This window comes from Arthrobacter bambusae (assembly GCF_022606295.1).
GTDB lineage: Bacteria > Actinomycetota > Actinomycetes > Actinomycetales > Micrococcaceae > Arthrobacter > Arthrobacter bambusae_A.
Window position 1 is genome coordinate 97,203 of record NZ_JAHHZS010000010.1, and the last position, 20,841, is coordinate 118,043.

25 protein-coding genes are annotated in these 20,841 nt (G+C 63.9%); 11 read left to right on the top strand and 14 right to left on the bottom strand.

Going from position 1 to position 20,841, the window contains the following annotated elements; all coding sequences use genetic code 11:
- The first annotated feature begins 4 nt into the window (after positions 1-4).
- The gene (locus KNN17_RS09170; RefSeq protein ID WP_241708432.1) at positions 5-823 is read left to right on the top strand and encodes a class I SAM-dependent methyltransferase; all 819 of its coding nucleotides are present in this window, start codon (positions 5-7) and stop codon (positions 821-823) included.
- Positions 824-889: 66 nt separating this feature from the next.
- On the opposite strand, the gene KNN17_RS09175 is transcribed toward KNN17_RS09170, so the two are convergent.
- A complete protein-coding gene (locus KNN17_RS09175) occupies positions 890-1,474 on the bottom strand; it encodes a helix-turn-helix domain-containing protein (RefSeq protein ID WP_241708433.1) in 585 nt (194 codons plus the stop codon).
- Positions 1,475-1,596: 122 nt separating this feature from the next.
- Between KNN17_RS09175 and KNN17_RS09180 the strand changes: the two genes are divergently transcribed.
- A complete protein-coding gene (locus KNN17_RS09180) occupies positions 1,597-2,658 on the top strand; it encodes an NAD(P)/FAD-dependent oxidoreductase (protein ID WP_241708434.1) in 1,062 nt (353 codons plus the stop codon).
- 28 nt (positions 2,659-2,686) lie between these two features.
- Here the strand turns inward: KNN17_RS09180 and KNN17_RS09185 are convergent, their stop codons facing one another.
- Both KNN17_RS09185 and KNN17_RS09190 read right to left on the bottom strand, forming a co-directional pair.
- Positions 2,687-3,715, bottom strand: coding sequence for an aldo/keto reductase (locus tag KNN17_RS09185; protein ID WP_241708435.1), 1,029 nt, complete (start codon positions 3,713-3,715; stop codon positions 2,687-2,689).
- Positions 3,716-3,752: 37 nt separating this feature from the next.
- The gene (locus KNN17_RS09190) at positions 3,753-4,637 is read right to left on the bottom strand and encodes an aldo/keto reductase (protein WP_241708436.1); all 885 of its coding nucleotides are present in this window, start codon (positions 4,635-4,637) and stop codon (positions 3,753-3,755) included.
- 213 nt (positions 4,638-4,850) lie between these two features.
- Between KNN17_RS09190 and KNN17_RS09195 the strand changes: the two genes are divergently transcribed.
- On the top strand, positions 4,851-5,732 hold the full coding sequence (locus KNN17_RS09195) for a helix-turn-helix transcriptional regulator (protein WP_241708437.1): 882 nt from the start codon (positions 4,851-4,853) through the stop codon (positions 5,730-5,732).
- Between the two features lie 15 nt (positions 5,733-5,747).
- On the opposite strand, the gene KNN17_RS09200 is transcribed toward KNN17_RS09195, so the two are convergent.
- Positions 5,748-6,050: a helix-turn-helix domain-containing protein gene (locus KNN17_RS09200; RefSeq protein ID WP_241708438.1), complete on the bottom strand. Its 303-nt coding sequence runs from the start codon at positions 6,048-6,050 to the stop codon at positions 5,748-5,750.
- 43 nt (positions 6,051-6,093) lie between these two features.
- Here KNN17_RS09200 and map point away from each other — a divergent pair, with 43 nt between their 5' ends.
- The 4 genes from map to KNN17_RS09220 all read left to right on the top strand — a co-directional run bounded on the left by map (position 6,094) and on the right by KNN17_RS09220 (position 8,815).
- Complete coding sequence (gene map, locus KNN17_RS09205; protein ID WP_241708439.1) at positions 6,094-6,876, top strand: type I methionyl aminopeptidase; 783 nt, start codon at positions 6,094-6,096, stop codon at positions 6,874-6,876.
- A gap of 66 nt (positions 6,877-6,942) precedes the next feature.
- Positions 6,943-7,092: a hypothetical protein gene (locus KNN17_RS09210; RefSeq protein WP_241708440.1), complete on the top strand. Its 150-nt coding sequence runs from the start codon at positions 6,943-6,945 to the stop codon at positions 7,090-7,092.
- Positions 7,082-7,723, top strand: coding sequence for a VC0807 family protein (locus tag KNN17_RS09215; protein ID WP_241708441.1), 642 nt, complete (start codon positions 7,082-7,084; stop codon positions 7,721-7,723). The genes KNN17_RS09210 and KNN17_RS09215 overlap by 11 nt, the downstream gene beginning before the upstream one ends.
- A gap of 81 nt (positions 7,724-7,804) precedes the next feature.
- Complete coding sequence (locus KNN17_RS09220) at positions 7,805-8,815, top strand: LacI family DNA-binding transcriptional regulator (protein WP_241708442.1); 1,011 nt, start codon at positions 7,805-7,807, stop codon at positions 8,813-8,815.
- Positions 8,816-8,934: 119 nt separating this feature from the next.
- Here the strand turns inward: KNN17_RS09220 and KNN17_RS09225 are convergent, their stop codons facing one another.
- Entirely contained in the window at positions 8,935-9,678 is a 744-nt protein-coding gene (locus KNN17_RS09225) for a hypothetical protein (protein ID WP_241708443.1), read from the bottom strand.
- Positions 9,679-10,615: 937 nt separating this feature from the next.
- On the opposite strand from KNN17_RS09225, the gene KNN17_RS09230 reads away from it, so the two are divergent.
- The 3 genes from KNN17_RS09230 (at position 10,616) to KNN17_RS22530 (ending at position 13,715) form a co-directional block, all read left to right on the top strand.
- Positions 10,616-11,122 (top strand): hypothetical protein, encoded by a 507-nt coding sequence (locus KNN17_RS09230; protein WP_241708444.1) that lies wholly within the window; start codon positions 10,616-10,618, stop codon positions 11,120-11,122.
- Between the two features lie 236 nt (positions 11,123-11,358).
- The gene (locus KNN17_RS09235) at positions 11,359-12,126 is read left to right on the top strand and encodes a glucose 1-dehydrogenase (RefSeq protein WP_241708445.1); all 768 of its coding nucleotides are present in this window, start codon (positions 11,359-11,361) and stop codon (positions 12,124-12,126) included.
- Positions 12,123-13,715 carry a GMC family oxidoreductase gene (locus KNN17_RS22530; RefSeq protein WP_241708446.1) on the top strand — a complete coding sequence of 531 codons (1,593 nt, stop codon included), beginning with the start codon at positions 12,123-12,125 and terminating at the stop codon, positions 13,713-13,715. Before KNN17_RS09235 ends, KNN17_RS22530 begins: the two co-directional genes overlap by 4 nt.
- On the opposite strand, the gene KNN17_RS09245 is transcribed toward KNN17_RS22530, so the two are convergent.
- The gene (locus tag KNN17_RS09245) at positions 13,712-14,980 is read right to left on the bottom strand and encodes a hypothetical protein (protein ID WP_241708447.1); all 1,269 of its coding nucleotides are present in this window, start codon (positions 14,978-14,980) and stop codon (positions 13,712-13,714) included. The genes KNN17_RS22530 and KNN17_RS09245 overlap by 4 nt on opposite strands.
- A gap of 3 nt (positions 14,981-14,983) precedes the next feature.
- Entirely contained in the window at positions 14,984-15,553 is a 570-nt protein-coding gene (locus tag KNN17_RS09250; RefSeq protein ID WP_241708448.1) for an RNA polymerase sigma factor, read from the bottom strand.
- On the opposite strand from KNN17_RS09250, the gene KNN17_RS09255 reads away from it, so the two are divergent.
- The gene (locus tag KNN17_RS09255) at positions 15,552-15,839 is read left to right on the top strand and encodes a hypothetical protein (RefSeq protein WP_241708449.1); all 288 of its coding nucleotides are present in this window, start codon (positions 15,552-15,554) and stop codon (positions 15,837-15,839) included. The genes KNN17_RS09250 and KNN17_RS09255 overlap by 2 nt on opposite strands.
- 109 nt (positions 15,840-15,948) lie before the next feature.
- Here the strand turns inward: KNN17_RS09255 and KNN17_RS09260 are convergent, their stop codons facing one another.
- The 7 genes from KNN17_RS09260 to KNN17_RS09290 form a co-directional block, all read right to left on the bottom strand.
- The gene (locus KNN17_RS09260; protein WP_241708450.1) at positions 15,949-16,515 is read right to left on the bottom strand and encodes a cysteine peptidase family C39 domain-containing protein; all 567 of its coding nucleotides are present in this window, start codon (positions 16,513-16,515) and stop codon (positions 15,949-15,951) included.
- Position 16,516: 1 nt separating this feature from the next.
- Positions 16,517-17,653: a cysteine desulfurase family protein gene (locus KNN17_RS09265; RefSeq protein ID WP_241708451.1), complete on the bottom strand. Its 1,137-nt coding sequence runs from the start codon at positions 17,651-17,653 to the stop codon at positions 16,517-16,519.
- Entirely contained in the window at positions 17,650-18,063 is a 414-nt protein-coding gene (locus KNN17_RS09270) for a hypothetical protein (RefSeq protein WP_241708452.1), read from the bottom strand. The genes KNN17_RS09265 and KNN17_RS09270 overlap by 4 nt, the downstream gene beginning before the upstream one ends.
- A 99-nt stretch (positions 18,064-18,162) precedes the next feature.
- Positions 18,163-18,405, bottom strand: coding sequence for a hypothetical protein (locus tag KNN17_RS09275; protein WP_241708453.1), 243 nt, complete (start codon positions 18,403-18,405; stop codon positions 18,163-18,165).
- On the bottom strand, positions 18,380-19,333 hold the full coding sequence (locus KNN17_RS09280) for an EamA family transporter (protein ID WP_308196787.1): 954 nt from the start codon (positions 19,331-19,333) through the stop codon (positions 18,380-18,382). The genes KNN17_RS09275 and KNN17_RS09280 overlap by 26 nt, the downstream gene beginning before the upstream one ends.
- Positions 19,334-19,564: 231 nt before the next feature.
- On the bottom strand, positions 19,565-20,017 hold the full coding sequence (locus tag KNN17_RS09285; RefSeq protein ID WP_241708454.1) for a hypothetical protein: 453 nt from the start codon (positions 20,015-20,017) through the stop codon (positions 19,565-19,567).
- A gap of 20 nt (positions 20,018-20,037) precedes the next feature.
- Positions 20,038-20,838 (bottom strand): MIP/aquaporin family protein, encoded by an 801-nt coding sequence (locus KNN17_RS09290; RefSeq protein WP_241708455.1) that lies wholly within the window; start codon positions 20,836-20,838, stop codon positions 20,038-20,040.
- Between the last annotated feature and the right edge of the window lie 3 nt (positions 20,839-20,841).

Here is a 20,841-nt window from a genome sequence, read left to right on the forward strand (position 1 = left end):
GCGCATGTCAAAGCTTTGGGACCAGATGCTGCTTGTCCCCACAGTTGTCCGCCTTGCTTCCCGGGCACCCAGAAATCCGGACACAGCGTGGGAAGGATACTGGCGTGGAATCCGCACCACTGGGCGTTCCGGGGACGTGCTGTGGGACTCCGGTTCCACGGCCGAGCATGGTCAGTACTCCGACGCGATTGGGGCTCATTTTGATCCGGATCTTCCGGTGGTTGACGTCGGGTGCGGCAACGGCACGCACACCCGCTGGCTTGCAGGCATGTTTCCCCGGGTCCTGGGAATCGACGTATCCAAGGGGGCGATCGAGATGGCCAGCAGGGAAGCAGAAGGCGTCCAAAACGCCGATTTCATGGTTCTGGATGCGGCGGGGGCAGGGGCCGGAGAGCTCTTGCTGGAGCGGCTGGGGCCCGCCAACGTCTTTGTCCGCGGGGTCTTCCACGTCCTGAAACCCGGCAAGCAGGCTGCCATGGCCGCCAACCTGCGGACCGTCATCGGGAACAGGGGCAGGTTGTTGCTGGCTGAAACCAACTTCCGTGGAAACAGCCTCGGTTACCTGACCGAACTCGGCGCCACCCGGCAAAGCATGCCCGTGCAGCTGCGGCGCGCCTTGGAAAACCTTCCACGGCCCGGGCATTTCGGTTCCGCGGAACGCCAGCGCGTCTTTTCGCACTCGGACTGGCGATTGATTGCGGACGGCCCGGTCAACATCGAAGTGGTCCCGATGAACGCCAGCGGTCTTCCGCAGTGGGTTCCGGGATATTACGCACTCCTGTCGGGCGCGGAAGATTCGGGTACCGATCACAAACCGGTGTAGCTGCACCGTGTGCGCAACGCGGGGAACGCCGAAGTGATGAGGATGGGGCCCGGCACTATCGTCAGGCTATGAGGGCTTGGGACGGGCGCGTACGTGCATCCGCTCGCCCTGCTGCCCGAACAGGCTGATGAATTCGACGGGTTTACCGTCGGCGCTGGCGAACCAGTGCGGTGTGCGGGTGTCGAATTCCGCGGCTTCGCCAGCGCGGAGTTCGAAGTCTTTGTCGCCCAGCACCAGGCGCAGCCGTCCGTTGAGGATGTAAAGCCATTCGTAGCCTTCGTGAACGCGCGGATCGGGTTCGGCTCCGCGGGCATCACCGGCGAGCACCATCTTGAAGGCCTGCAGACCGCCGGGGCGGCGGGTGAGGGGAACGGCCGTCATGCCGCCATGGGTGATCGGCCTCAGGTGAATTCTCGGGTCCCCGGTGGGCGGGGCGCCGACCAGATCGTCAAGGGGAACACCGTACAACCGTGCCAGGGGCAGCAGGATGTCTAGGTTTGGCCTGCGTTGGCCGGATTCCAGCCGGGACAGGGTGCTGACCGATACTCCGGAGGCGGTGGATACCTCTGCGAGGGTGAGATCCCTTTCCGTACGGAGTGCCCGAAGCCGGGGACCGACAGCTCCAAGAACATCATCAAGCTCATTTGCCATCTCTGCAGTTTGCCATATCAGCAAAGTTGTTTGCCAGTTTCCTCTCGTGAGGTGAAAGCTGGTTTGTAACCGCTGCAGGACGCTGGCGGCGGACTTTCAGGACAAACGAAGGGCACATCAGTATGGACACCGCGCGGTATGACGTTGTGATCATCGGGGGCGGCGCTGCGGGCCTCAGCGCGGCAACGACGCTGAGCCGCGCGCTGCGCTCGGTGCTGGTCATCGATTCCGGAGCACCCCGTAACGCGCCCGCAGCGGGCGTGCACGGTTATCTGTCACGGGACGGTATGAGCCCGTCGGAGCTGCTGTCCATCGGACGCAATGAAGTAGTCTCCTACGGGGGAACCGTCATTGACGGCGAAGCCGTTTCGGCACGGCGCACCACGGATTTATTCGAAGTGATGCTCGGAGATGGCCGCCGGTTCTCCGGCAGGCGCCTCCTCGTCACCACCGGATTGACCGATGGACTGCCTCCCATCGACGGACTGCGTGAGCAATGGGGAAAGGGCGTTGTGCACTGTCCTTACTGCCATGGCTGGGAAATCCGCGGGAAACGGATTGGAGTGCTGGGCACCGGTCCGATGTCCGTCCATCAGGCACTGTTGTTCAGGCAGTGGTCCCCGGACATCACTCTTTTCCTCAATGACACGGTGGAACCCACTGACGAGGAATGGGACAAGCTCGGCGCCCGGTCCGTGAGGGTCGTCGACGGCGCCGTGGCCTCTGTTGACGCTGTCGACGGAGTCCTCGCGGGCCTCACGCTCCGCCAGGGCTCCTCCTTCGACATGCAGGCCCTCGCTGTCGGCACTCGGATGGAGGCCAGGTCCGCGGTCGTGCAATCACTCGGGCTGAGTACTCAGGCGCACCCCATGGGGATGGGGCGGTTTATCGAGGCGGATGCCACGGGTGCGACGGCCGTCCAGGGTGTGTACGCAGCGGGCAATGTCTCCAATGTGATGGCCCAGGTGATCACCGCGGCGGCCGAGGGCGTCATGACCGGTGCACGGATCAACGCCGATTTGATAGAAGAGGAAACCCGGTGGGCTGTCGACGGGCGGCTCGGTCCCTTCTCCGCGGCCTCGGAAGCCGACGTTTCCACGATCGTGTTGGGTCATCGGCCCCATGGCCTTGACGACGGGCAGGAAACCGCCGGCATGCGTCACGGGGCCGCCCTCAAAGAATGAGGGGAATCGCGGCGCACCCCCCTCGCCGTCACGGCTGCTGCCGTCGTCGGGCCTGCGGTGTGAGTTCGTGGGTTCCGTAGCTGTTGTCGTCGGGGTTGACGGTGACTCCTGGTGCGACGAGCTGGTCGATGCGGTCCAGTACGTCTGTGCTCAGGGTGATGTCCGCGGCGGGCAGGTAGGACTCGAGCTGTTCCATGGTGCGTGGTCCGACGATGGCGGCGGTGACGCCGGGGTGGTTGATCACGAACGCGATGGCCAGCTCGATGAGGGTCAGGCCGGTTTGTTCGGCGAGCTGGGCCAAGTCTTCGACGATGTCGAGTTTTCGTTGGTTGGCCGGGCTGCTCATGTCGAAGCGGGCGCTAGGGCGCGCGGAGGAGGTGGGTGCGGACGCGGAGTCTTTGCGCCAGCGCCCGGAGAGCCAGCCTCCGCGGAGCGGGCTGTAGGTGAGGGTGCCCATGCCGTGTCGCTGGACCGTGGGGAGGATGTCTTCTTCGATGCCGCGGACCAGGATCGAATACGGCGGCTGTTCGGTGACGAACCGCTCCAGGTTCCGTTCCCGGGATGCCCATTGGGCTTCGACGATCTGGGATCCGGAGTAGGAGGAGGAGCCGATGTAGCGGACTTTGCCTTGGCGGACGAGGTCGGTGAGGGCGCCGAGGGTCTCTTCGACGTCGGTGTCGGGGCTGGGCCGGTGCACCTGGTAGAGGTCGATGTAGTCGGTGTCCAGGCGGCGAAGGGAGTTCTCGACCGCCCGGATGATCCAGCGGCGGGATCCGCCGCGCTGGTTGGGATCGTCTTCGTTCATGGGCATGAAGAACTTCGTAGCAAGGAACACGTCCTCGCGGCGGCCTTCCAGTGCTTGCCCGAGGATTTCCTCGGATGCCCCGCCGGAGTAGACGTCGGCGGTGTCGATGACGTTGATGCCGGCGTCGAGGGCCCGGTGGATGATCCGGACGGAGTCGGCGATGTCGTTATTGCCCCACGGGCCGAACATCATCGCACCAAGGCATAAGGGGCTGAGCTGCACACCCGTGCGGCCAAGGGAACGGTACTCCATGCTGGTTCCTTCTCTCTGTCTAAAGCTTCTGGCTGTCTCAGGCTTCGGGGATGACCATGGCGAAACGCTCCTCGCGGGCTTCGTCCGGGTCCGGACCGCTGCGGTTGCCGGTGTCGAGCGCGTCGATGGCGGCGAGTTCGGCCGCACTGAGTTCGAAACCAAAGACGTCGAAGTTCTCGGCGATGCGTGCCGGGTTGGTCGATTTCGGGATGGCGGAGCGGCCTTGCTGCAGGTGCCAGCGGAGCATGACCTGGGCCGGACTCTTGCCGTGAGTCCGTGCGATGGCTGCAATCGCGGGGTCTTCCATGACGTTCCGCCGCTCCTGGCCACCCCATCCTGGGTAGAAGGTGATCCCTCCGATCGGCGACCAGGCCTGGGTGAGGATGCCGTGTTCGGCGTCGGCGCCTTGGACTGCCGGCTGGGTAAAGTAGGGGTGAAGTTCGACCTGGTTCACCGCTGGGACGACGTCGGTCGAGCCGAGCAGTTGCTCCAGGTGGTGCGGCATGAAGTTGCTGACGCCGATCGCCCGCACCCGCCCGTCGGCGAGCAGGGCCTCCAGTGCCTTGTACGCTGCGATGGTTTTTTCGAACCGGTCCGGGGCGGGCTGGTGAAGGATGAGCAGGTCCAGATAGTCGACGCCGAGTTTGCCGGTCGCTTTGTCCCAGGCGTGGAGCGCCTCGTCGTAGCCATAGTCGCTGACCCAGACTTTGGTCTCGATGAACACTTCTGCCCGATCGAGGCGTGAGCGGCGGATGCCTTCGCCGACTTCCCGCTCGTTGCCGTATGCGGCGGCAGTGTCGATGTGCCGGTAGCCGGCGGCCAGTGCGGCCTCAACGGCCGCCGTCGTTTGCTCCGGGGCGCTTTGGAAGACACCCAGGCCAAGCGCTGGCATTGTGACGCCGTTATTGAGAGTAAGTTCCATGTCCATGCCTTTCACGGTATGCAGTTGTGCGGGGTTGTGGAAGGGCACGTCAGTACCCCCTTGATGTGGGTGTCCGGCAGGGTGGGAAGCCGTTGCAGGTTCAGGTTTCATGCTTTCCATGCAACCGTGATTCCGTGCGGGGCGGGAGTCATGGCCGTTCCGGGTAACGTCAGTGCCTCCCTCGTGCCGTCGACCGGGCGTAGCGTGGTTGCCATGACACACAGCGAGGACGTGCGGAAGTTCCTGACCTCCCGCCGGGCCAGGATCACCCCGGATGAGGCGGGTCTGCCGGTCTACGGCGGCAACCGGCGGGTTTCCGGGCTGCGCCGGGAGGAAGTCGCGATGCTCGCCGGGATGAGCATCGATTACTACATCCGTCTGGAGCGGGGAAACCTCTCCGGCGCCTCGGACAGTGTCCTTGAAGCCCTCGGACGCGCGTTGAAGCTCGACGACGCCGAAACGGCCCACCTTTTTGATCTGGCCCGCGCCGCCACTGCCTCTCCCCGGGTGCGGCGCAGGCACAGCCCGCAGACAGTGCGGCCGAGTGTGCAGCGGGTCATCGATGCGATCACGGCCGCTCCGGCGTGGGTCCGCAACGACCGCGGGGATGTCCTCGCCGCGAATGACCTGGGCCGTGCCCTGTATCTGGACATGATGGCGGAGGTGGCCGTCCCGCCGAACAGTGCGCGCTTCACGTTCCTGAACCCGAAAGCGCGGGAGTTCTTCGCCGACTGGGAACGCGCAGCGGACGATATCGTCGCTGTGCTGCGCTCCACGGCCGGAAAGAACCCGTACGACAAGGACCTCACGGACCTCATCGGGGAACTCTCCACCCGCAGTGAGGAGTTCCGGACCCGGTGGGCCCGTCACGACGTGAAGTACCATCGCGCCGGCCGCAAACACCTTCACCACCCGATCGTCGGGGACCTGGACCTGAGTTTTGAGGCCCTGGAATTACCCACGGACCCGGGATTGCGCATCAACGTCTACACAGCAGACCCCGGGACCCCCTCCGAGGACGCCCTGAAACTCCTCGCCAGCTGGGCCGCCACCCAACGCGACACCACACAGATAGCGGTCAAGGAGAAGAATTGAACGCAGTTGCGGGAATTACGAGGCTAAGCGCTCACGTGTCTTGTGATCAGGGAGGGTCGATTCGGCGCCACGTTCGGGCAGGTTGATCTCGGCCCACACCACATCGAGGGAGAGCCCCAGGACCTCGGCGATCGCGGCGATGGTGGGGAAGGCAGGGGTCGCTACGCGGCCCGTCTCAATCTTTCGGAGGGTTTCCGGTGAGACCTGCGCATCGAGGGCGATGTCGAGAATCGAGCGCTGGCCCCTGGCGCGACGCAACAGGGCACCGAGGCGCCGTCCGCGCTCCACCTCGTCTAATGTGAGCGGCAATCTGACCATGGTTCCGATTATACCGGGATAATATGGCCGGTATAGTTATTGGATGATTGAGATTCTGAATGCCGCTGAACTGGCACGTGCAAAAGAGACAGGCGCGCTGGTCGCTGACATCCTGCAGACGCTGAAGAGCCGCGCCACGGTCGGCACGAACCTGCTGGACATCGACCGGTGGGCCAAGGCCATGATCGTCGAGGCGGGTGCACTGTCCTGTTACGTCGACTACGCGCCTTCCTTCGGTCGTGGACCGTTCGGCCACTACATCTGCACGGGAGTCAACGACGCCGTGCTCCACGGACTTCCACGCAACTACTCGCTTGCCGACGGCGACCTGTTGACTCTCGACCTCGCCGTTTCCAAGGGTGGGGTCGCCGCGGACTCTGCCATCAGTTTCATCGTGGGGGACTCCCGGCCCCCGGCGAGCGTCGCGATGATCGGCGCCACCGAGCGCGCGTTGAGCGCAGGGATAGCTGCTGCCGTGCCGGGGGCCCGCATCGGCGACATCGCCCATGCCATCGGCTCCGTCCTGAGCGAGGCGGGGTACCCGATCAACACCGAGTTCGGCGGTCACGGCATCGGATCGACGATGCATCAGGACCCGCACATTCCGAACACCGGACGGCCCGGACGCGGATATGAACTGCGTCCAGGGCTGCTGCTGGCACTCGAGCCGTGGGTCATGGCGGACACCGCCGAACTCATCACGGACGCGGACGGGTGGACGCTCCGAAGTGCGACAGGCTGCCGGACAGCACACAGTGAGCACACGATCGCGATCACCGAGGGCGGGGCTGAAATCCTTACGATGGCGACGCAGGCGCACTCGTGAAGTGAGGCGAGCCCGCGACCCGTTGACGAGGCTTCTTGCACGGACCTAGCATGGCGTTGCTGGCGCATGAAGCTCTCGGTCATGAGCGGAGGAGGAGCTGAAATGGCGGCTCCGGTGATCATCGATTTCGGTGCGGTCGCCGTTGCGGCGATTCCGCCAATCGGGACAATGGAACGGCCCTGTTTCCGTAAATGGACGCGCGCCAATGAACGCTGAGCAAGCTTCGGGACCGTTGCGTCCGACATTCATGATGCGTACGTTGGTGCGCGGCCTCGCCTGGGACGTGGGGGCGCCGCTGGCTGTCTACTACGCCCTGCACCTAGCCGGTGCCACGGACTGGGCTGCGCTGCTGGCGGCGACGGCGGCAGCTGGCTGCCGGCTGTTCTGGACAGCCTCCAAACGGCACTCCCTGAACCCGTTTGCGATGCTGATGGTCATCGTCTTCGGACTCGGGCTGGTTCTGTCCTTCCTCACCGGTGACCCGCGGTTTCTGCTGCTCAAGGATTCGGCAATCACCGGTGGCATGGGCATTTCGTTCCTGGTTCTGGCCGCGCTGGGTCATCCCCTGACTTTGGACGCAGCCAAGACGTGGAGACCGGAGCGCGCCGCGGAAATGGACCGCGATTTCCACAGTAATCCGGCGGCGCACCGCTGGCACCTGAAGGTCTCCGCCGTTTGGGGTGCGGGACTGATTGCCGAAGCCTGCGTACGGGCCGTCCTACTCTATTTGCTGCCCATTGATGTCATGGTGGGGCTTTCCGCCGCCCTGGCAGTGATCGCTTTCGCCGCCCTCATCGCATGGACAGTCTGGGACCGGAAAAGACGGCAAGCAGCGTGGTCGTCGTGACAGCGTTGTTGTCAGCTCGTCGGAAGCCTGGTGCTCGCGGCGCGTTGCGTGGTTGCGCACCGGATCGACCACAATAGCCCCATGACAAATACCAGCGGGCGCTTGCCTCGGCTTGAGGATGTGGCGGAGCGGGCGGGAGTTTCGCACCAGACGGTGTCCCGGGTGATCAATGACCACCCCAACGTGAGCAAGGGGACCCGTGAGCGGGTGGAGGCGGCCATTGCCGAACTGGGATACCGGCGCAACACTGCTGCACGGAGCCTGGTGACCCGGCGTTCCCGGACCATCGGCGTCCTGGCGAGCGAGCTGGCTCAATACGGCCCTGCGAACACCTTGCTGGGCGTCGAGCAGGCGGCGAGGGATGCCGGCTATTTCGTCAGTATCGCCGCCTTGAGGACGGTCAACCGCGAGGTGATCCTTGATGCGGTCCGGCATTTCCTGGACCAGTCAGTGGACGGGATCGTGGTGATCGTGCCGCATTCGGAGTCCCTGCCGGCGGTGGCGGAAATGAACCCAGGGGTTCCCGTAGTGGCCGCGGGATCGCTGGGCGACGCCTCCGTCGGCGGAGCCATGGTGGACCAGAAGCGCGGCGCGGAACTGGCCGTGAGGCACCTGGTGGATCAGGGACATCGCAGGATCGGGCATGTGGCGGGCCCGCAGGACTGGATCGACGGGGCGGCCCGGACCGAAGGGTGGAGTGCGGTCTTGCGGGCCGCGGGCCTTGAGGATGACTTGCTGGTGGTGGGGGACTGGAGCGCCGGTAGCGGCTATGAGATCGGCAGGAAGCTCGCCGGTGAAAGGACCGCGACGGCACTCTTTGTGGGCAATGACCAGATGGCTTTGGGCGTGCTGCGTGCGTTCAACGAGGCCGGTGTCCGCGTGCCCGGCGATGTTTCGGTGGTGGGTTTCGATGACCAGCCGGAATCAGGGTTTTTCACACCGCCGTTGACCACCGTGCACCAGGACTTCGAAGAACTCGGCCGCCGCTGCATGGACCTCATACTGCGCGGGATCGAGGGCGGGGAAAGCACCGGCGCCACCGTGGTGGAGCCGGAGTTGGTGGTGCGCCAAAGCACGTCGGCGCCCGCTTGACCGCCCCGCGGTAGCCACGCACTTGGGAACGTTTCCGGTCAAGGCCCGGGACGCGGGAGTCCTGTCCGATCTGCGTACGTTCGTGAGGGCAAGCATCCGGATTGAAAGCCAGGACAGTGTCAGCCCTCGTGGTTGCGGGCGGTTGCTTGCCGGGCCAGTTCCACCGCGGTCGCGCTCATCTCCTCGGAGAGCTTCAGAACGTCGTACATGCCTCCCACGGTCCGGTCTCCGCTGTTGGCAGTGATCCGGGTCCCGCCGACGATCTCTTCAATCCGAAAATGGAGGCCCGTCGCCGATTTCATATAACGGGCTGCGTCCTTGTGGGACCAGGTTCCTCCGTTCCATTCCCTTTCTATCTCGACCCACACGTCCTGGCGCGCCGTCGTCACGCTCAGCCCGGGCTGACGGAAGACCCGGGCCAGGGACTCCAAAGCGAACTCGAGGGTCAACGCGGTGGTCCATTGCTCCTTGTGTTGGAAGCGCTCGGCAATGGTCCTGAACTGCAGCAGAGTCCACAAGCCAACCATGTTCGGCCACAACGCAGCTGTGATGAGAGCCTTGGCGCCGTTCGTGAATCCCCAGGCGACTGCGGCTGTTCCGGCCACGGCAATAGCGGCCAGCGCAATACGCCGGGCCCGCCCTGGAGCCATCACCATTTGAGCTGCCTTGCGCCAGCCGCTGGCGAGATAGATGCCTGCGCCCAGTGTGAACAGCGCCTGGATTCCGTATAAGGCGTCCAGAGGAATATCAGCCCAATGCTCGCGGCCGGACGCGAAAACCATGACCAGCGAGAGGATCGCCAAGGCCATGATGACCAGTCCGCCGCAGATCCGGATCCGCTTATCGCGCGCCGAGGGCTGCATGCCTACATGTCAGCACGTGGCACTGGACTTGTCCACGTGCTTTGGACGCGATTCCTGGCAAGACAAAGTCGATCCAGATCCTAGATCCGGGAATTAGCCTGGCTCTGAACAGGATGCCGCTTCCGCCGCGCCTGGCTAGGGGCTACTGTTTGTTCAATTCAGCCAAAGAGGCGTGTGGGGGCAACGATGATGGCGTCAAAGGTCCGGAGAGGTGTAAATCGGCGGGACCGTTGCATGGAAGGCCGTCCAGTGCGAACCGCGGCTACGGCCACATCGGTCCTGCTGATAGCCGGTCTGAGCGCGTGTTCCTACTCGCCACAATCCGAGACAACCCCGGCAGCGCTGACTGGGGCCTCTTCGACAGTGGCTGACCTCCGGCAAGTCATGGGGCTCAAGCCCGCTGGAACGGTGCTGGAGGGATCGGGAGGACTTACCGGCCCACCATCGGCATTCGCAGTCGGGTATAACGCCGTGGACAGCGGGGATTACTCTGTGACCGCGGCCTGCGTGGGCGCACCCCAGGCTTTGCTGACTGTTTCCCAGCAAGGCTCCAGCAGCAGTTCCAAGGTGAGTGTTTCGTTTTCATGCGGGAGCCCACACGTGGAGCAGATCCACTTTGTGGTTGGGCCTGTGTCGGCCCGGGTCGCTCTCCCCTCGGGAACCGTCGGGTCTTCGGCCGCCCGCGCCGAGATCCGGATCACGAAGCACTCACCCTGAAAGGTTCCAAGGGGTGCGGGTACGCGCGCTCGCCGTCGCTGTTCTCAAATAACCGATGATTATTGCGTGGGTCTCGCCGATGCCGACACATCGTTGAGCTGAGCGGGAGCGCAGGCGCCAATCGGGTGAATGTGCCCCGGAAAGCCTTCCTTCGGGTGCGAAACGGCGGCACCATGGAGGAGAGCGGAACCCGTCCAACGACGGAACGGAGAGACCGGGCGTGGATGAGCAGAAATCCCATGGACGTCGAAGATTCCCGGGGTGGGAAGTCGGGCCGGCGGCGGTCGGACTGGGGCTGGCAGCCCACCTGGTCTCAGGTGGAGTATCTCCCGGAGCCCCGGTGCTGATCGCATTGACGGCTCTGCTGAGCATGTGCGCCTCGCTGGTGTCCCGGATATATCTGCCGAACTGGTTGTTGCTCATACTCTGCGGCGTGACCCAGCAGGTTCTGCATCTGGCTTTCGACCGGCTCTCCGGAAACTTCTCGGTTCCGGCACCTGCCCAGCATCAGCATGGGGTGACGGGATTTCAGCCTGGGCAGTTGACCGCGGTGCCTTTCGTTTCGTCCGGGCACTCACCGGATCTGATGCTGGACACGCACGTTGCCGCTGCCTTGCTGACAGCCTTGATAGTCGCCCGGGCGGACATGTCGGTTACGCGGGCGTTGGCCTTGTTGCATCGCACGCCTTCCGGAGGTCCAAGCAAAGCCCATGCAGGGGATCCTTGAGCCAATCTCCACCAGTCACGAAGAGCGTCCTCGCCGCGAGTTGACGCGAGCCCCAAAGGGGCGCCGGCTCCGGTGGCGTGTCGCCCCCGGCTGGACCGTTGTGGCTGCCACCCCATGTGCATCCAGCTGGACTGGGTACCATGAGCCCTACATCCACACCGGACGCTCCCGGACCATCATCATCCGGTACAAGCGCCCGGCATCAGCCGGAGAACTCAACAGGACGGAATACAGCCATGCTCCTGAAAGACAAGACAGTCATAGTGACGGGCGGCAACAGCGGAATCGGTGAAGCGATCGTGCTCGCCGCGGCGGCCGAGGGCGCCAACATTGTCATCGACTACGTAGCGCACCCCGAAGAGACCTCATCCCTGATCGCCCGCGTCGAGGAGGCTGGCGGGAAAGCTGTCGGACTCGAAGCCGACATCAGCTCGCTCGCGGGTTTGCAGGCACTCGTGCAAAAGGCAGTCGAAGCCTTCGGTAGCTTGGATGTACTCGTTAACAATGCCGGGATCGAAACCCGGACCTCAGTGTTGGAAACCTCGGAGGAGCAGTACCAGAAAGTGCTCGACATCAACCTCAAGAGCGCGTTCTTCGGCACCCAACTGGCGGCGAAGCAGTTCATCCTCCAAGGCCGTGGCGGGGTGATCTTGAATGTTTCCTCCGTCCACGAGGATTGGCCGATGCCCGGCAACACCGCCTATTGCGTCTCGAAAGGCGGGATGAGGATGCTCACGCGCACGGCCGGTGTTGAACTTGGCGAGCACGGTATCCGTGTCCTCAACCTGTGCCCCGGCGCGGTGGAAACTCCCATCAATGCCTCCACCATGGCTGATGCCGGGAAGCTGAAGTCCCTGAATGGTGCCATACCGCTCGGACGCATGGCAAAGCCGGAGGAAATCGCCCGCATGGCCGTTGTCCTTGCCTCCGACACGTCCGCCTATGTGACCTCGACTTCCGTCTTCGTCGATGGCGGCATCATGCAGGGGAGCGTCGGCCTGTGAACGCGCACTCCACCGACGCAGGTGACGCGTACGACGTCGTCGTCATTGGTAGCGGACCCGCCGGCGGCACCCTTGCCGGCAGACTGGCCAGGACCGGCAAGCGGATCCTGCTCCTGGAACGGGGCGATTACCTCAAGCGCGAGCGGGCCAACTGGGACTCCCGCGAGGTGTTCGCCAAGGGCCGCTACACAGCAGCCGAAACCTTCTACGACCGGACCGGCAAACCGTTCCATCCAGGGTTGCACTATTACGTAGGCGGCAATTCGAAGGTCTACGGGGCTGCGCTTTTCAGGCTTACCCCGGAAGACTTCGGACAAATCCGCCACCACGGCGGGATCTCGCCGGCATGGCCCATCAGCTATGCAGATCTTGAACCCTACTATGTCCAGGCCGAACACCAGTTCATGGTCCACGGCCTGCACGGTGAGGATCCCTTCGCCGGGCCATCGAGCCGCGACTATGCGCACCCGCCGGTGAAGCACGAACCACGGATCCAGGAACTCTCCGACGGGCTCGAAAAACTCGGACTCCACCCTTTCCACCTGCCCCTGGGCATCAATCTGGATCAAAACCAGGACGGCACTGCCGCGGTTGGCTCCGTGTGCATCCGCTGCGACCGGGTTGACGGCTTCCCTTGCCTCCTGGGCGCCAAGTCCGATGCCGAAACCGCGGCCGTGAGCCCCGCATTGGCCGCGCACCCAAACCTGACCCTGATCACCCGGGCCACCGTCCAGCGCCTCACAACCGATGAGACCGGCCGCACCATCACGGGGGTCCACGCAACCATGGAGGACGGAAGCGCCCGAACCTTCGTCGGAGACATCGTGGTCCTCTCAGCCGGATCGATCCTTTCAACGGTGCTGCTGCTTCAGTCAGCCAACGAGCGGCACCCCCGCGGGCTGGCGAACAGTTCCGACGTCGTTGGAAGGCATTACATGCGGCATAACAACGTCGGTTTGATGGCCGTGTCAAAAGACCCCAATCCCACCGTGTTCCAGAAAACATTGGCCCTGAACGACTTCTACGGTCCCAGCGCGGAATGGGAATATCCGATGGGGAATGTCCAGATGCTGGGCAAATCGGACGACTGGCAGATCAAAGCGGAAGCGCCCAAGCCGTTCGGGCTTGGACCGTCCGCCGCTTTCGGGGCGGTCGCGTCGCACGCGCTCGACTTCTGGTTGGCGGGGGAAGACCTTCCCTTGCCCGAGAGCCGGGTGACGCTGCGCGCGGACGGGTCCGTGCAGCTGGCACTTCAGCCCGACAACAACACCGAGGGCGTCAAACGACTTCGGAAAGCGTTCGACGGCGTCCTGAACAGACTCGATGCACGTTCGACTTCTTTCGCACGCAGCATCTACCCCCACAAGGACATGGACATCGCAGCCACCGCCCATCAGGCCGGAACGGTCCGCTTCGGATCCGACCCCGCGGCTGCAGCCCTGGATCTGGACTGCAAAGCCTACGACCTTGACAACCTCTACGTCGTCGATGGCAGTTTCATGCCCTCCATCGGCGCGGTGAATCCGACTTTGACCATCATCGCCAACGCTTTGCGCGTCGCCGACCGCATCGCCGAGCGCATCCTCTAAGGTGCCGGGGTCCAGTTGGTGCCGCCGTCGGCGGTGGTGTACCGGGTGGTGAGTGTGGTGCAGCCGGTCTTCCCGGCAGTGCAGGTGGTCTTGGTCGCGTCGACGAGGCCCTTGGCGGCGTCTCGGAATTGGATTCCGAGCGAGTTAGCCCCTAAGGGGATCCCCGACGTCGCGATCGGCTGGAACTGGGCGTCGGCGGTGACCTTGAGTAGCTGTACGGCGCTGGTCACGATGGCGGCGTCGCTGCCGTAGGTGCTGGCGAGGCCGTTGAGCGGCCCGGGGGCGATGTTCGGGAGCTCCGCCGAGGCGCCCTTTTTGAACGTGGCGCCGTCATGCGTCACGTAGACGGTCGCAGTGCTTCCGGTTCCATTCGGTGCTAGTGCGACAGCTGCCACCCCGGTGCCCAGTTGCAGGAGCGAGATCGAGGGAGCGCCCTGGTACCCCGGTGGCGGCATCGATCCTTGGATGCTCGGGCTGATGTCCGTGAAGGATTGGCCGTTGTCGGTGCTCGACCAGAGGTGGGTGTCCATCGCTCCGCCGCTCACGAGCAGGGTTGATCCAGCCCAGGCGGCATGCGATGCCGGGCCTGGCAGGGAGACCCGCTGGAGAGCGCCGCCCGACGTCGAGACGTAGGCGCCCGTGTAGGTCGACACCGTCGCCCCTCCTTCGTGTGGCGGGCCGACTATCCAGTGCTTGCCGTCACCGGAGAGCGATACGTCGACGTATGGCACCGGGGTCGGCAGGACAACCTGGTTGGTCGTCCATGTGGCGCCCGAATCGGAGCTGTTGGCCACTACCATGGTGGTGCCCTGCACCCCTGCCTCAACGATGACGGATCCCGCCTGGGCGATCGAGCGGCCCGTGCTTGGCGCCACCGGAAACACGACATCCGGCCACAGTGACGCCGCGCCAACCGGGTTTGTCGATCCGATCAGCATGATCGGTTCGCCCGGGACACCGGTAGGGCTCGACGGGGGCAGCGAGTCAGTGCCCGAAGGAGACTGGGAGGTGTTCGGGCTGCTGGCCCCTGGAGCGGATAGGGGCGGACCGCCGACGCCTGCCCACGGTTGGATGATCAGGAACGCCGCGGCGATGGCCGCAGCCGCCTCGGCAGCCAAGGCTGTGAAGCGCCACTTCGCGTGGGGCCGCCCGTGTGCTGTTTTCTCCTCGCCTGCGTGTATGCCTTCTTTGATTCGCGCCCATGCACGGCGCTCGGCGTCCTCGGGCATGCGCCGCTTGGCGGGCACTTCATCGAAGATGTTCATCGTCTATTCCCCTCGGGCTTCTGCGGGTCGGTTGATCTCCTGAAGGCGGGCCCGGGCGCGGGACAGCCGTGAGCGCACGGTGCCTATCGGCACATGCAGGGCATCCGCGGCCGCTTTGTAGTCGAGCTCGGCGAACACACACGCGGCCAGGACTTCTTGCTCGCCTCGGGGGAGGCGTCTTATGGCAGCCAGAACGGCGGCCATCCGCCGCTCGGAATCGATGTGCTCGGCGACGTCCTCAGCGGGATCTGTGACCTCGTCGCGCGGAGCCGCTTGCCGCTCGATAGCGAAACGTCGCGCAGCGGACCGCGTCCTGCTGTGCACCAGATTCGATGCGGTTCCGATCAGCCATGGCAGAGCTGACTCCCGATCCAGAGCCAGCTGTCGTCGGCCCCGCCAGACCTCCAGGAACACGGAGGACGTGAGATCCTCCGCGGCGTCCCACGAGGCCGTTCGGCGGAAGCAGTAGTTGTAGACCGCGTCGCGATGTCGAACGAACAGGTCGCGGAAGGCGTCTGTATCGCCTGCAACGCTGCGGTCCCACAACACCTGGCCTGAGATGGACGAACTCATGGTCTCCATACCCATTCATGTCTCCGCGAGCACAAAAGTTCCCGCTGTGCCTTGCCAGTGCCCGAGTTCCACCCACGCCGCCCGGAAACTCGCAGCTGTCCAGGAGACCGAACCGAAATGGTGCACCGAACAGTACCGGCCAAAGCCGCCCACCCGAGGCACACCCGCCCAGGAGGCAGCAAAGGGCCGCGCCTTTGCCGGCCGCGCCGCCCAGAACCAGCGCGCTAAAGCGACCAGCCACGCCAAGACACCCAACCCGGACCACAGCCACGGGCCGGAACATTGAAAACGCTCGTGGTCGACGTCGCCCGCGATCTCAGTATCTCCGTGCCCGCCAACTACCGCTTGCTCCCAGCCTCGAGCGGTAAACAACTGTGAAGCCGGGCTTTGAGGACTCAAAGCCCGGATTCTTGCCGCCTATTCCGGAAATGAATTGCCCGGCCTGAGAAGTGGTCCCAGAACGTCGCGGGATCAAGACGGATGTTTCGCCCTTCGATAGGGTGATGGCTTGAGGGCCGGTGGATCAGCAGGTCGCTGGAAGTCGTTATGGCTGCTAGCACTGCTAGGTGACCTGATTTGCCGGGAGATTCGAAGGAGGGGCCGACGGAAACGATGAGTGCCCCCGGCCCTCGGGCGGTTTCGATGAATTCTTCCGTGGTCGAGAACTGTAACCGGTCGGCTTCGAGTCCGTTCTTTTGCCCATGGCGGGCCAGTCCGGCGTGGTGCCAGCCGGTTTGTTCGGTGTAGGCGCCGTCATGGAGAAGTTCCTCGGTGATCGTTGCCGGAAGAACATGCATGCCGGGGAGGAGCTGTGCGTAGACCATGCGCAGGCATGCGACGCCGCAGGATCTGGTGTCCCAGAACCGTGCCGCGTTCCGGGACGGGTAGCCCAGGGCTTCCCAGTCGTGGCTGACCATGGAGCTGTAGAAGGGAACTCTTTCACCGGTCTCAGCCGCTGGCATTTCACGAGGCTTTCATGAGGGAAACGGCCGCGGAAATGGCCAGCGCAGCGTCGCGGGTTTCTTCGGGGGTTGTTGTTCTTCCGAATCCTATTCGTAGGCTGGACCGGGCCTCGGCTGCGGACAGCCCGATGGCCATGAGCACGTGGGAGGGTTGCTGGTCGTTGCTGTTGCATGCAGAACCGGCCGAGATCGCTACGTGCGGAACCGCGGACATGAGTTCCCCGGCGTCCAGGCCGGGGATCCTGATGTTCAGGCAGTTCGGCAGGCAAAGCTCCTGCGGGGAGTTGGTCATGATGTCGGGGTGGTGGGATAGCAGAAGATCCAGGAACATGCTCTTGAGCTGTTTGACCCGTGACCGTTCGTCCGTCAATGCTGCCCGGGATAGCTCGAGGGCTTTCGCGAAGCCGACTATCGCCGGGAGGTTCTGGGTTCCGGGGCGTTTGCCGCCCTCTTGTCCTCCGCCGTGAAGCAGGGAGGGGACACCCTTGTTGGAGGTCTGGAACTTGTCACTGATGTACAGGGCACCGATTCCTTTGGGCCCGTAAAGCTTGTGGCTGGAGAAACTGACCAGGTCGGCGGGGTACTGGGTGATGTCCTCAATCAGGTAGCCGATGGCCTGGGTGGCGTCGGAATGAAGAGGGGCCCCGGCCTCTCCTGTGACCGAAGCGATGTCGGTGATGGGCTGGACCGAGCCGATTTCGTTGTTGGCCGCCATGACCGAGACAAGCCGTGTCGTCGGTTTGATGGCCCTCTTTACCTCGGTGGGGTTCACGAATCCTTTGTTGTCTACCGGGAGCACGGTGAGGTCCCCGCCTCCCCGTTGGAAGGCCCGGCAGGCGTCCAGCATGGATTTGTGTTCTATCGCCGTGGTGATGATGTGGTGTTCCTGGCTGGCTTTGACCATGGATATGGCCCAGTTGTTGGCCTCGGTGGCGCCTGAAGTGAAGAACAGCTCACGGGGACGGCAGCCAAGAAGCCGGACCATCTTCCGTCGCGCGCCTTCGATGGCCTCCTGGCTCCTCATCCCTGCCATGTGCGGGCTGGACGGGTTGGCCCAGAACCGGCGTCCGGCGCTGTCGACTAGATCAGCAACCTCGTCGTCTAGCGGGGTCGTTGCCTGATAATCCAGGTAGATCATGCTGCTCTCCGCCCAAGGTCCTCGGAACTGTAGGGGATCGAGACGAAATCGTGTGTCTTTGCATCGAAGAACACCTGCACAACGGCTTCCTGCCCCTGGGATTTCCGGGCGAGGTACATCTCTGTTCCCTTGATGACTTTGTCCTTGTCCGCTACCCGGTTGAAATCAAAGACGACCCGGGAGGATCGCTGCCGTGATGCGCTTAGTCGTTTGAACGACAAATCGAGGTACTCGCTGACAATGAGCGGGCAACGTGGAATGCCCGCCCCTGCCTCGTTGACGGCCCCGGCAATGACTTTCGGGTAGAGGTCGGAGTCGAAGAGGATTTCGGTCCCTTCCAGCCGCAGCGATTCGTCCGAGTCCATGTCTTTCAGCCATCGCTTGAGGAACCGGGCGGAACGATTCCGCAACGTACGTTCCTTCACAACCTCGAAGCTCACCCCGAAAGGGGCACAGAGTTCCAGAAGCGCCGACGTATCGACTTCGGCGGTGGCTGCGGTCCGCAGCTCTCACACATCCTGGGAACAGTCCATGCCCAGGTCGTTGACGATGATGGTGTACGCCGGTCTCCGCGTCAGAGAATAGGTGCTTTGGAGTTCGTCCCCGAGACGTAGGCCCGACTTCATCGATTCCACGGCGAATTCATCGATTCCCGTTGAGACGTCGAAGTAGCCGCACGCAATCAGTACCTGGGTGTCACGCTTTAACGGAAAGGACAAGTCCAATTCAGACAGCAATTGGTTCGTTTTCAACTTCTACTCCTCGTTCTTCAGATGTCAGTTGGTTGCTTGTTTGAGCGCGTGTATCCGTCCAGACGCTGAGTGCGGCACACCCGGTCAGAACGATCAGCCCCATGATCTGCCGACCGTCCAGGAACTGGTTCAGGCCAAGTACGCCAACGGCCGAAGCCAGCGCGGGATCCAAAGCCGAGGCCATCGCGAAGGGAAGCGCGCGCAGACGCTTCATCGCGAAAAGTTCCAGAGAGAATGGAATAACCATGGTCAGCAGTGCCACGACAAGCGCCTGGCCCGCCAACGGGCATGCTGTCTGCAAATCGGGAGCCGGGGCCAGGAGCTGTCCGGCGAGAACAACCAGGAACGCGACCCACAAAGCCTTGGATAGCACTGCCAGTGGATGGGTCGTGGCCGGCATGGCCGTCCCTACCCTGATGTAGACGCTCAACAGAATCCCGGTAGCCACGGCCCACAGGATCCCTGCAGGATCCGGCTGACCGGCGTAGTCCACAATGAGGAAAAGTCCCGCTACGGCGCCCAAAACCGCAGGCCGGACCGCCCAAGAGCGCGAACGCAGACAGCCGATTGCCAAAGGGACAACGAATTCAACCGAAACCGCCAGAGACAGCGGGATGTGCGAAATTGCTTGATAGAAGCAAAGCTGCATCAAACCCAAGACGACTCCGTAAGCAACGATGCGGTGCACGGACACGGCAGCAGAATGTCGTGCAAACCAGAGGGCAGGTAGGAGCACCAAAGCTCCGATTCCCACCCTCAGACACGTCGCGGTTCCCGCGCCGACGGCTTCAATGAGCCCAACGGCCACGCCGTTACCGAGTTGCAGTGCGGTGAGGCTCGCGGCAACCGCAGCCACACCTGCCGAAGCAGTCCCTGGCTTCCTCATGTGATCCGTGCACACGACAAAACCACGCCAGCCGTCCCCCATGCCGCCATACGCTTATATTCCCCAATATGTCGTAACACTCCGCAATTCAACGGCACGCTACAGCACCAGCGGATGCTCTTCCAAGTCAAAAAACCGGTGCGGACAGCTTCCTCCCCTTCCTGCCGAGGTCGGGATGACGGATATTTCGCTTTTACAAGTCTGTGTTACTTGTCCTCCAGGGACACCTCCAAGGGAGAACGGGGCCCTTAGCGTACTCTGACGTCCGTTTTCTCAAGCGACCCCAACGTGGTTGCTCGTCCAGGTGGCTCCCGAATCGGAGCTGTGGGCCACCACCAAGGTGCTGCCCTGCAATCCCGCCTCCACGATGACCGATCCGGCCTGGGCTATTGGGCGTCCCGCGCTCGGCGCCACTGGAAACGTGACATCCGGCCACAGTGCTGCTGCGCCAACCGGGATTGTCGATCCGATCAGCCTGATCGGATCGCCCGGGACACCGGAAGGGCTCGACGGCGGCGGCGAACCTGGACTCGAAGGAGACTGGGACGAGGTCGTCGGAATGCTCGGCCCGGGAGGCGATGGCAGCGGACCGTCGACGCCGGCCCGCGGCTGGGTGACCAGGAATGCCGCCACGATCGTGGCGGCCACAGCCGCCGCAGCCACGGCTGCCAAACGCCGATTCGCCGTGAGCCGTCCGGCTGCGGTTTCCCCATCGCTTGTGCGCATACCAGTCCGCCCTCCCCGGCTCAGCCGCTCAGGGAGCCCTGGGCGGCTTTTTCGGCGGCGGCCCTGCCGCCCCGGCCCCGCAGGACATGCGCTATGGCGACTGCGAGGAGGGCCCCACCGATCGGACCGGTGGCGTAGATCCAGTATCGGCTGAAGTCACCTGTGATTAGGTCGGGGCCGAACGACCTGATCGGGTTCATCGACGCTCCGCTGACCGGGCCACCCCAAAGCCCGGCCATGACGATGTAAGCCGCGATTCCGAATGCCGACAAGGCGCCGACGTTCTGCGCCCCGGAGGCGACGGCGAGCACGGTGCTGACGAGTCCCGCAGTCAGCAGGACTTCCAGGGTGAAAGCTTGGAAATCGGTGAATTCCGGGCCCGGAACGGTCATCCCGTCCTTGCCGTAGTGGCCGAACACGGCCAGGAGCGTGGCGGACGCGAGCGCCGCCCCGGCAGCCTGGACGAGGATATAGCCGGGAACTCTTGGCCAGGGGAAGTCCCGGCGCAGGGCGAACGCCAGAGTCACCACGGGGTTCAGGTGGGCCCCGGAAATGGGTCCTACGAAGAGGACGACGGCGATGATGGTCAGCGCCGGGGTCATCACCATGGCCGTGTGCCCGAGGCCTCCGTGTGTGGCGGTGTTCACGATGTCGGCGCCGGCTGCGGCCAGCACCAGAAGGTAGGTCCCGAGGAACTCACCGATGAGGCGCCGTGATCCGTTGCCGGGTTGGTTGAAGGTCCGGATCATGCGGTGGTCTTGGACCGAGAGGCCGGGGTGCCTTCGCCGTCCGGACCGGCCTGCCGCGTCGCGTATTGGCATCTC

Bases quoted from the DNA above. Each gene is read 5' to 3' on its own strand.
- KNN17_RS09170 (WP_241708432.1), top strand. From the start codon at position 5: ATGTCAAAGCTTTGGGACCAGATGCTGCTTGTCCCCACAGTTGTCCGC.
- KNN17_RS09175 (WP_241708433.1), bottom strand. From the start codon at position 1,474: ATGGCAAATGAGCTTGATGATGTTCTTGGAGCTGTCGGTCCCCGGCTT.
- KNN17_RS09180 (WP_241708434.1), top strand. From the start codon at position 1,597: ATGGACACCGCGCGGTATGACGTTGTGATCATCGGGGGCGGCGCTGCG.
- KNN17_RS09185 (WP_241708435.1), bottom strand. From the start codon at position 3,715: ATGGAGTACCGTTCCCTTGGCCGCACGGGTGTGCAGCTCAGCCCCTTA.
- KNN17_RS09190 (WP_241708436.1), bottom strand. From the start codon at position 4,637: ATGGAACTTACTCTCAATAACGGCGTCACAATGCCAGCGCTTGGCCTG.
- KNN17_RS09195 (WP_241708437.1), top strand. From the start codon at position 4,851: ATGACACACAGCGAGGACGTGCGGAAGTTCCTGACCTCCCGCCGGGCC.
- KNN17_RS09200 (WP_241708438.1), bottom strand. From the start codon at position 6,050: ATGGTCAGATTGCCGCTCACATTAGACGAGGTGGAGCGCGGACGGCGC.
- map (WP_241708439.1), top strand. From the start codon at position 6,094: ATGATTGAGATTCTGAATGCCGCTGAACTGGCACGTGCAAAAGAGACA.
- KNN17_RS09210 (WP_241708440.1), top strand. From the start codon at position 6,943: ATGAAGCTCTCGGTCATGAGCGGAGGAGGAGCTGAAATGGCGGCTCCG.
- KNN17_RS09215 (WP_241708441.1), top strand. From the start codon at position 7,082: ATGAACGCTGAGCAAGCTTCGGGACCGTTGCGTCCGACATTCATGATG.
- KNN17_RS09220 (WP_241708442.1), top strand. From the start codon at position 7,805: ATGACAAATACCAGCGGGCGCTTGCCTCGGCTTGAGGATGTGGCGGAG.
- KNN17_RS09225 (WP_241708443.1), bottom strand. From the start codon at position 9,678: ATGCAGCCCTCGGCGCGCGATAAGCGGATCCGGATCTGCGGCGGACTG.
- KNN17_RS09235 (WP_241708445.1), top strand. From the start codon at position 11,359: ATGCTCCTGAAAGACAAGACAGTCATAGTGACGGGCGGCAACAGCGGA.
- KNN17_RS09245 (WP_241708447.1), bottom strand. From the start codon at position 14,980: ATGAACATCTTCGATGAAGTGCCCGCCAAGCGGCGCATGCCCGAGGAC.
- KNN17_RS09255 (WP_241708449.1), top strand. From the start codon at position 15,552: ATGGTCTCCATACCCATTCATGTCTCCGCGAGCACAAAAGTTCCCGCT.
- KNN17_RS09250 (WP_241708448.1), bottom strand. From the start codon at position 15,553: ATGAGTTCGTCCATCTCAGGCCAGGTGTTGTGGGACCGCAGCGTTGCA.
- KNN17_RS09260 (WP_241708450.1), bottom strand. From the start codon at position 16,515: ATGCCAGCGGCTGAGACCGGTGAAAGAGTTCCCTTCTACAGCTCCATG.
- KNN17_RS09265 (WP_241708451.1), bottom strand. From the start codon at position 17,653: ATGATCTACCTGGATTATCAGGCAACGACCCCGCTAGACGACGAGGTT.
- KNN17_RS09280 (WP_308196787.1), bottom strand. From the start codon at position 19,333: ATGGGGGACGGCTGGCGTGGTTTTGTCGTGTGCACGGATCACATGAGG.
- KNN17_RS09285 (WP_241708454.1), bottom strand. From the start codon at position 20,017: ATGCGCACAAGCGATGGGGAAACCGCAGCCGGACGGCTCACGGCGAAT.
- KNN17_RS09290 (WP_241708455.1), bottom strand. From the start codon at position 20,838: ATGCCAATACGCGACGCGGCAGGCCGGTCCGGACGGCGAAGGCACCCC.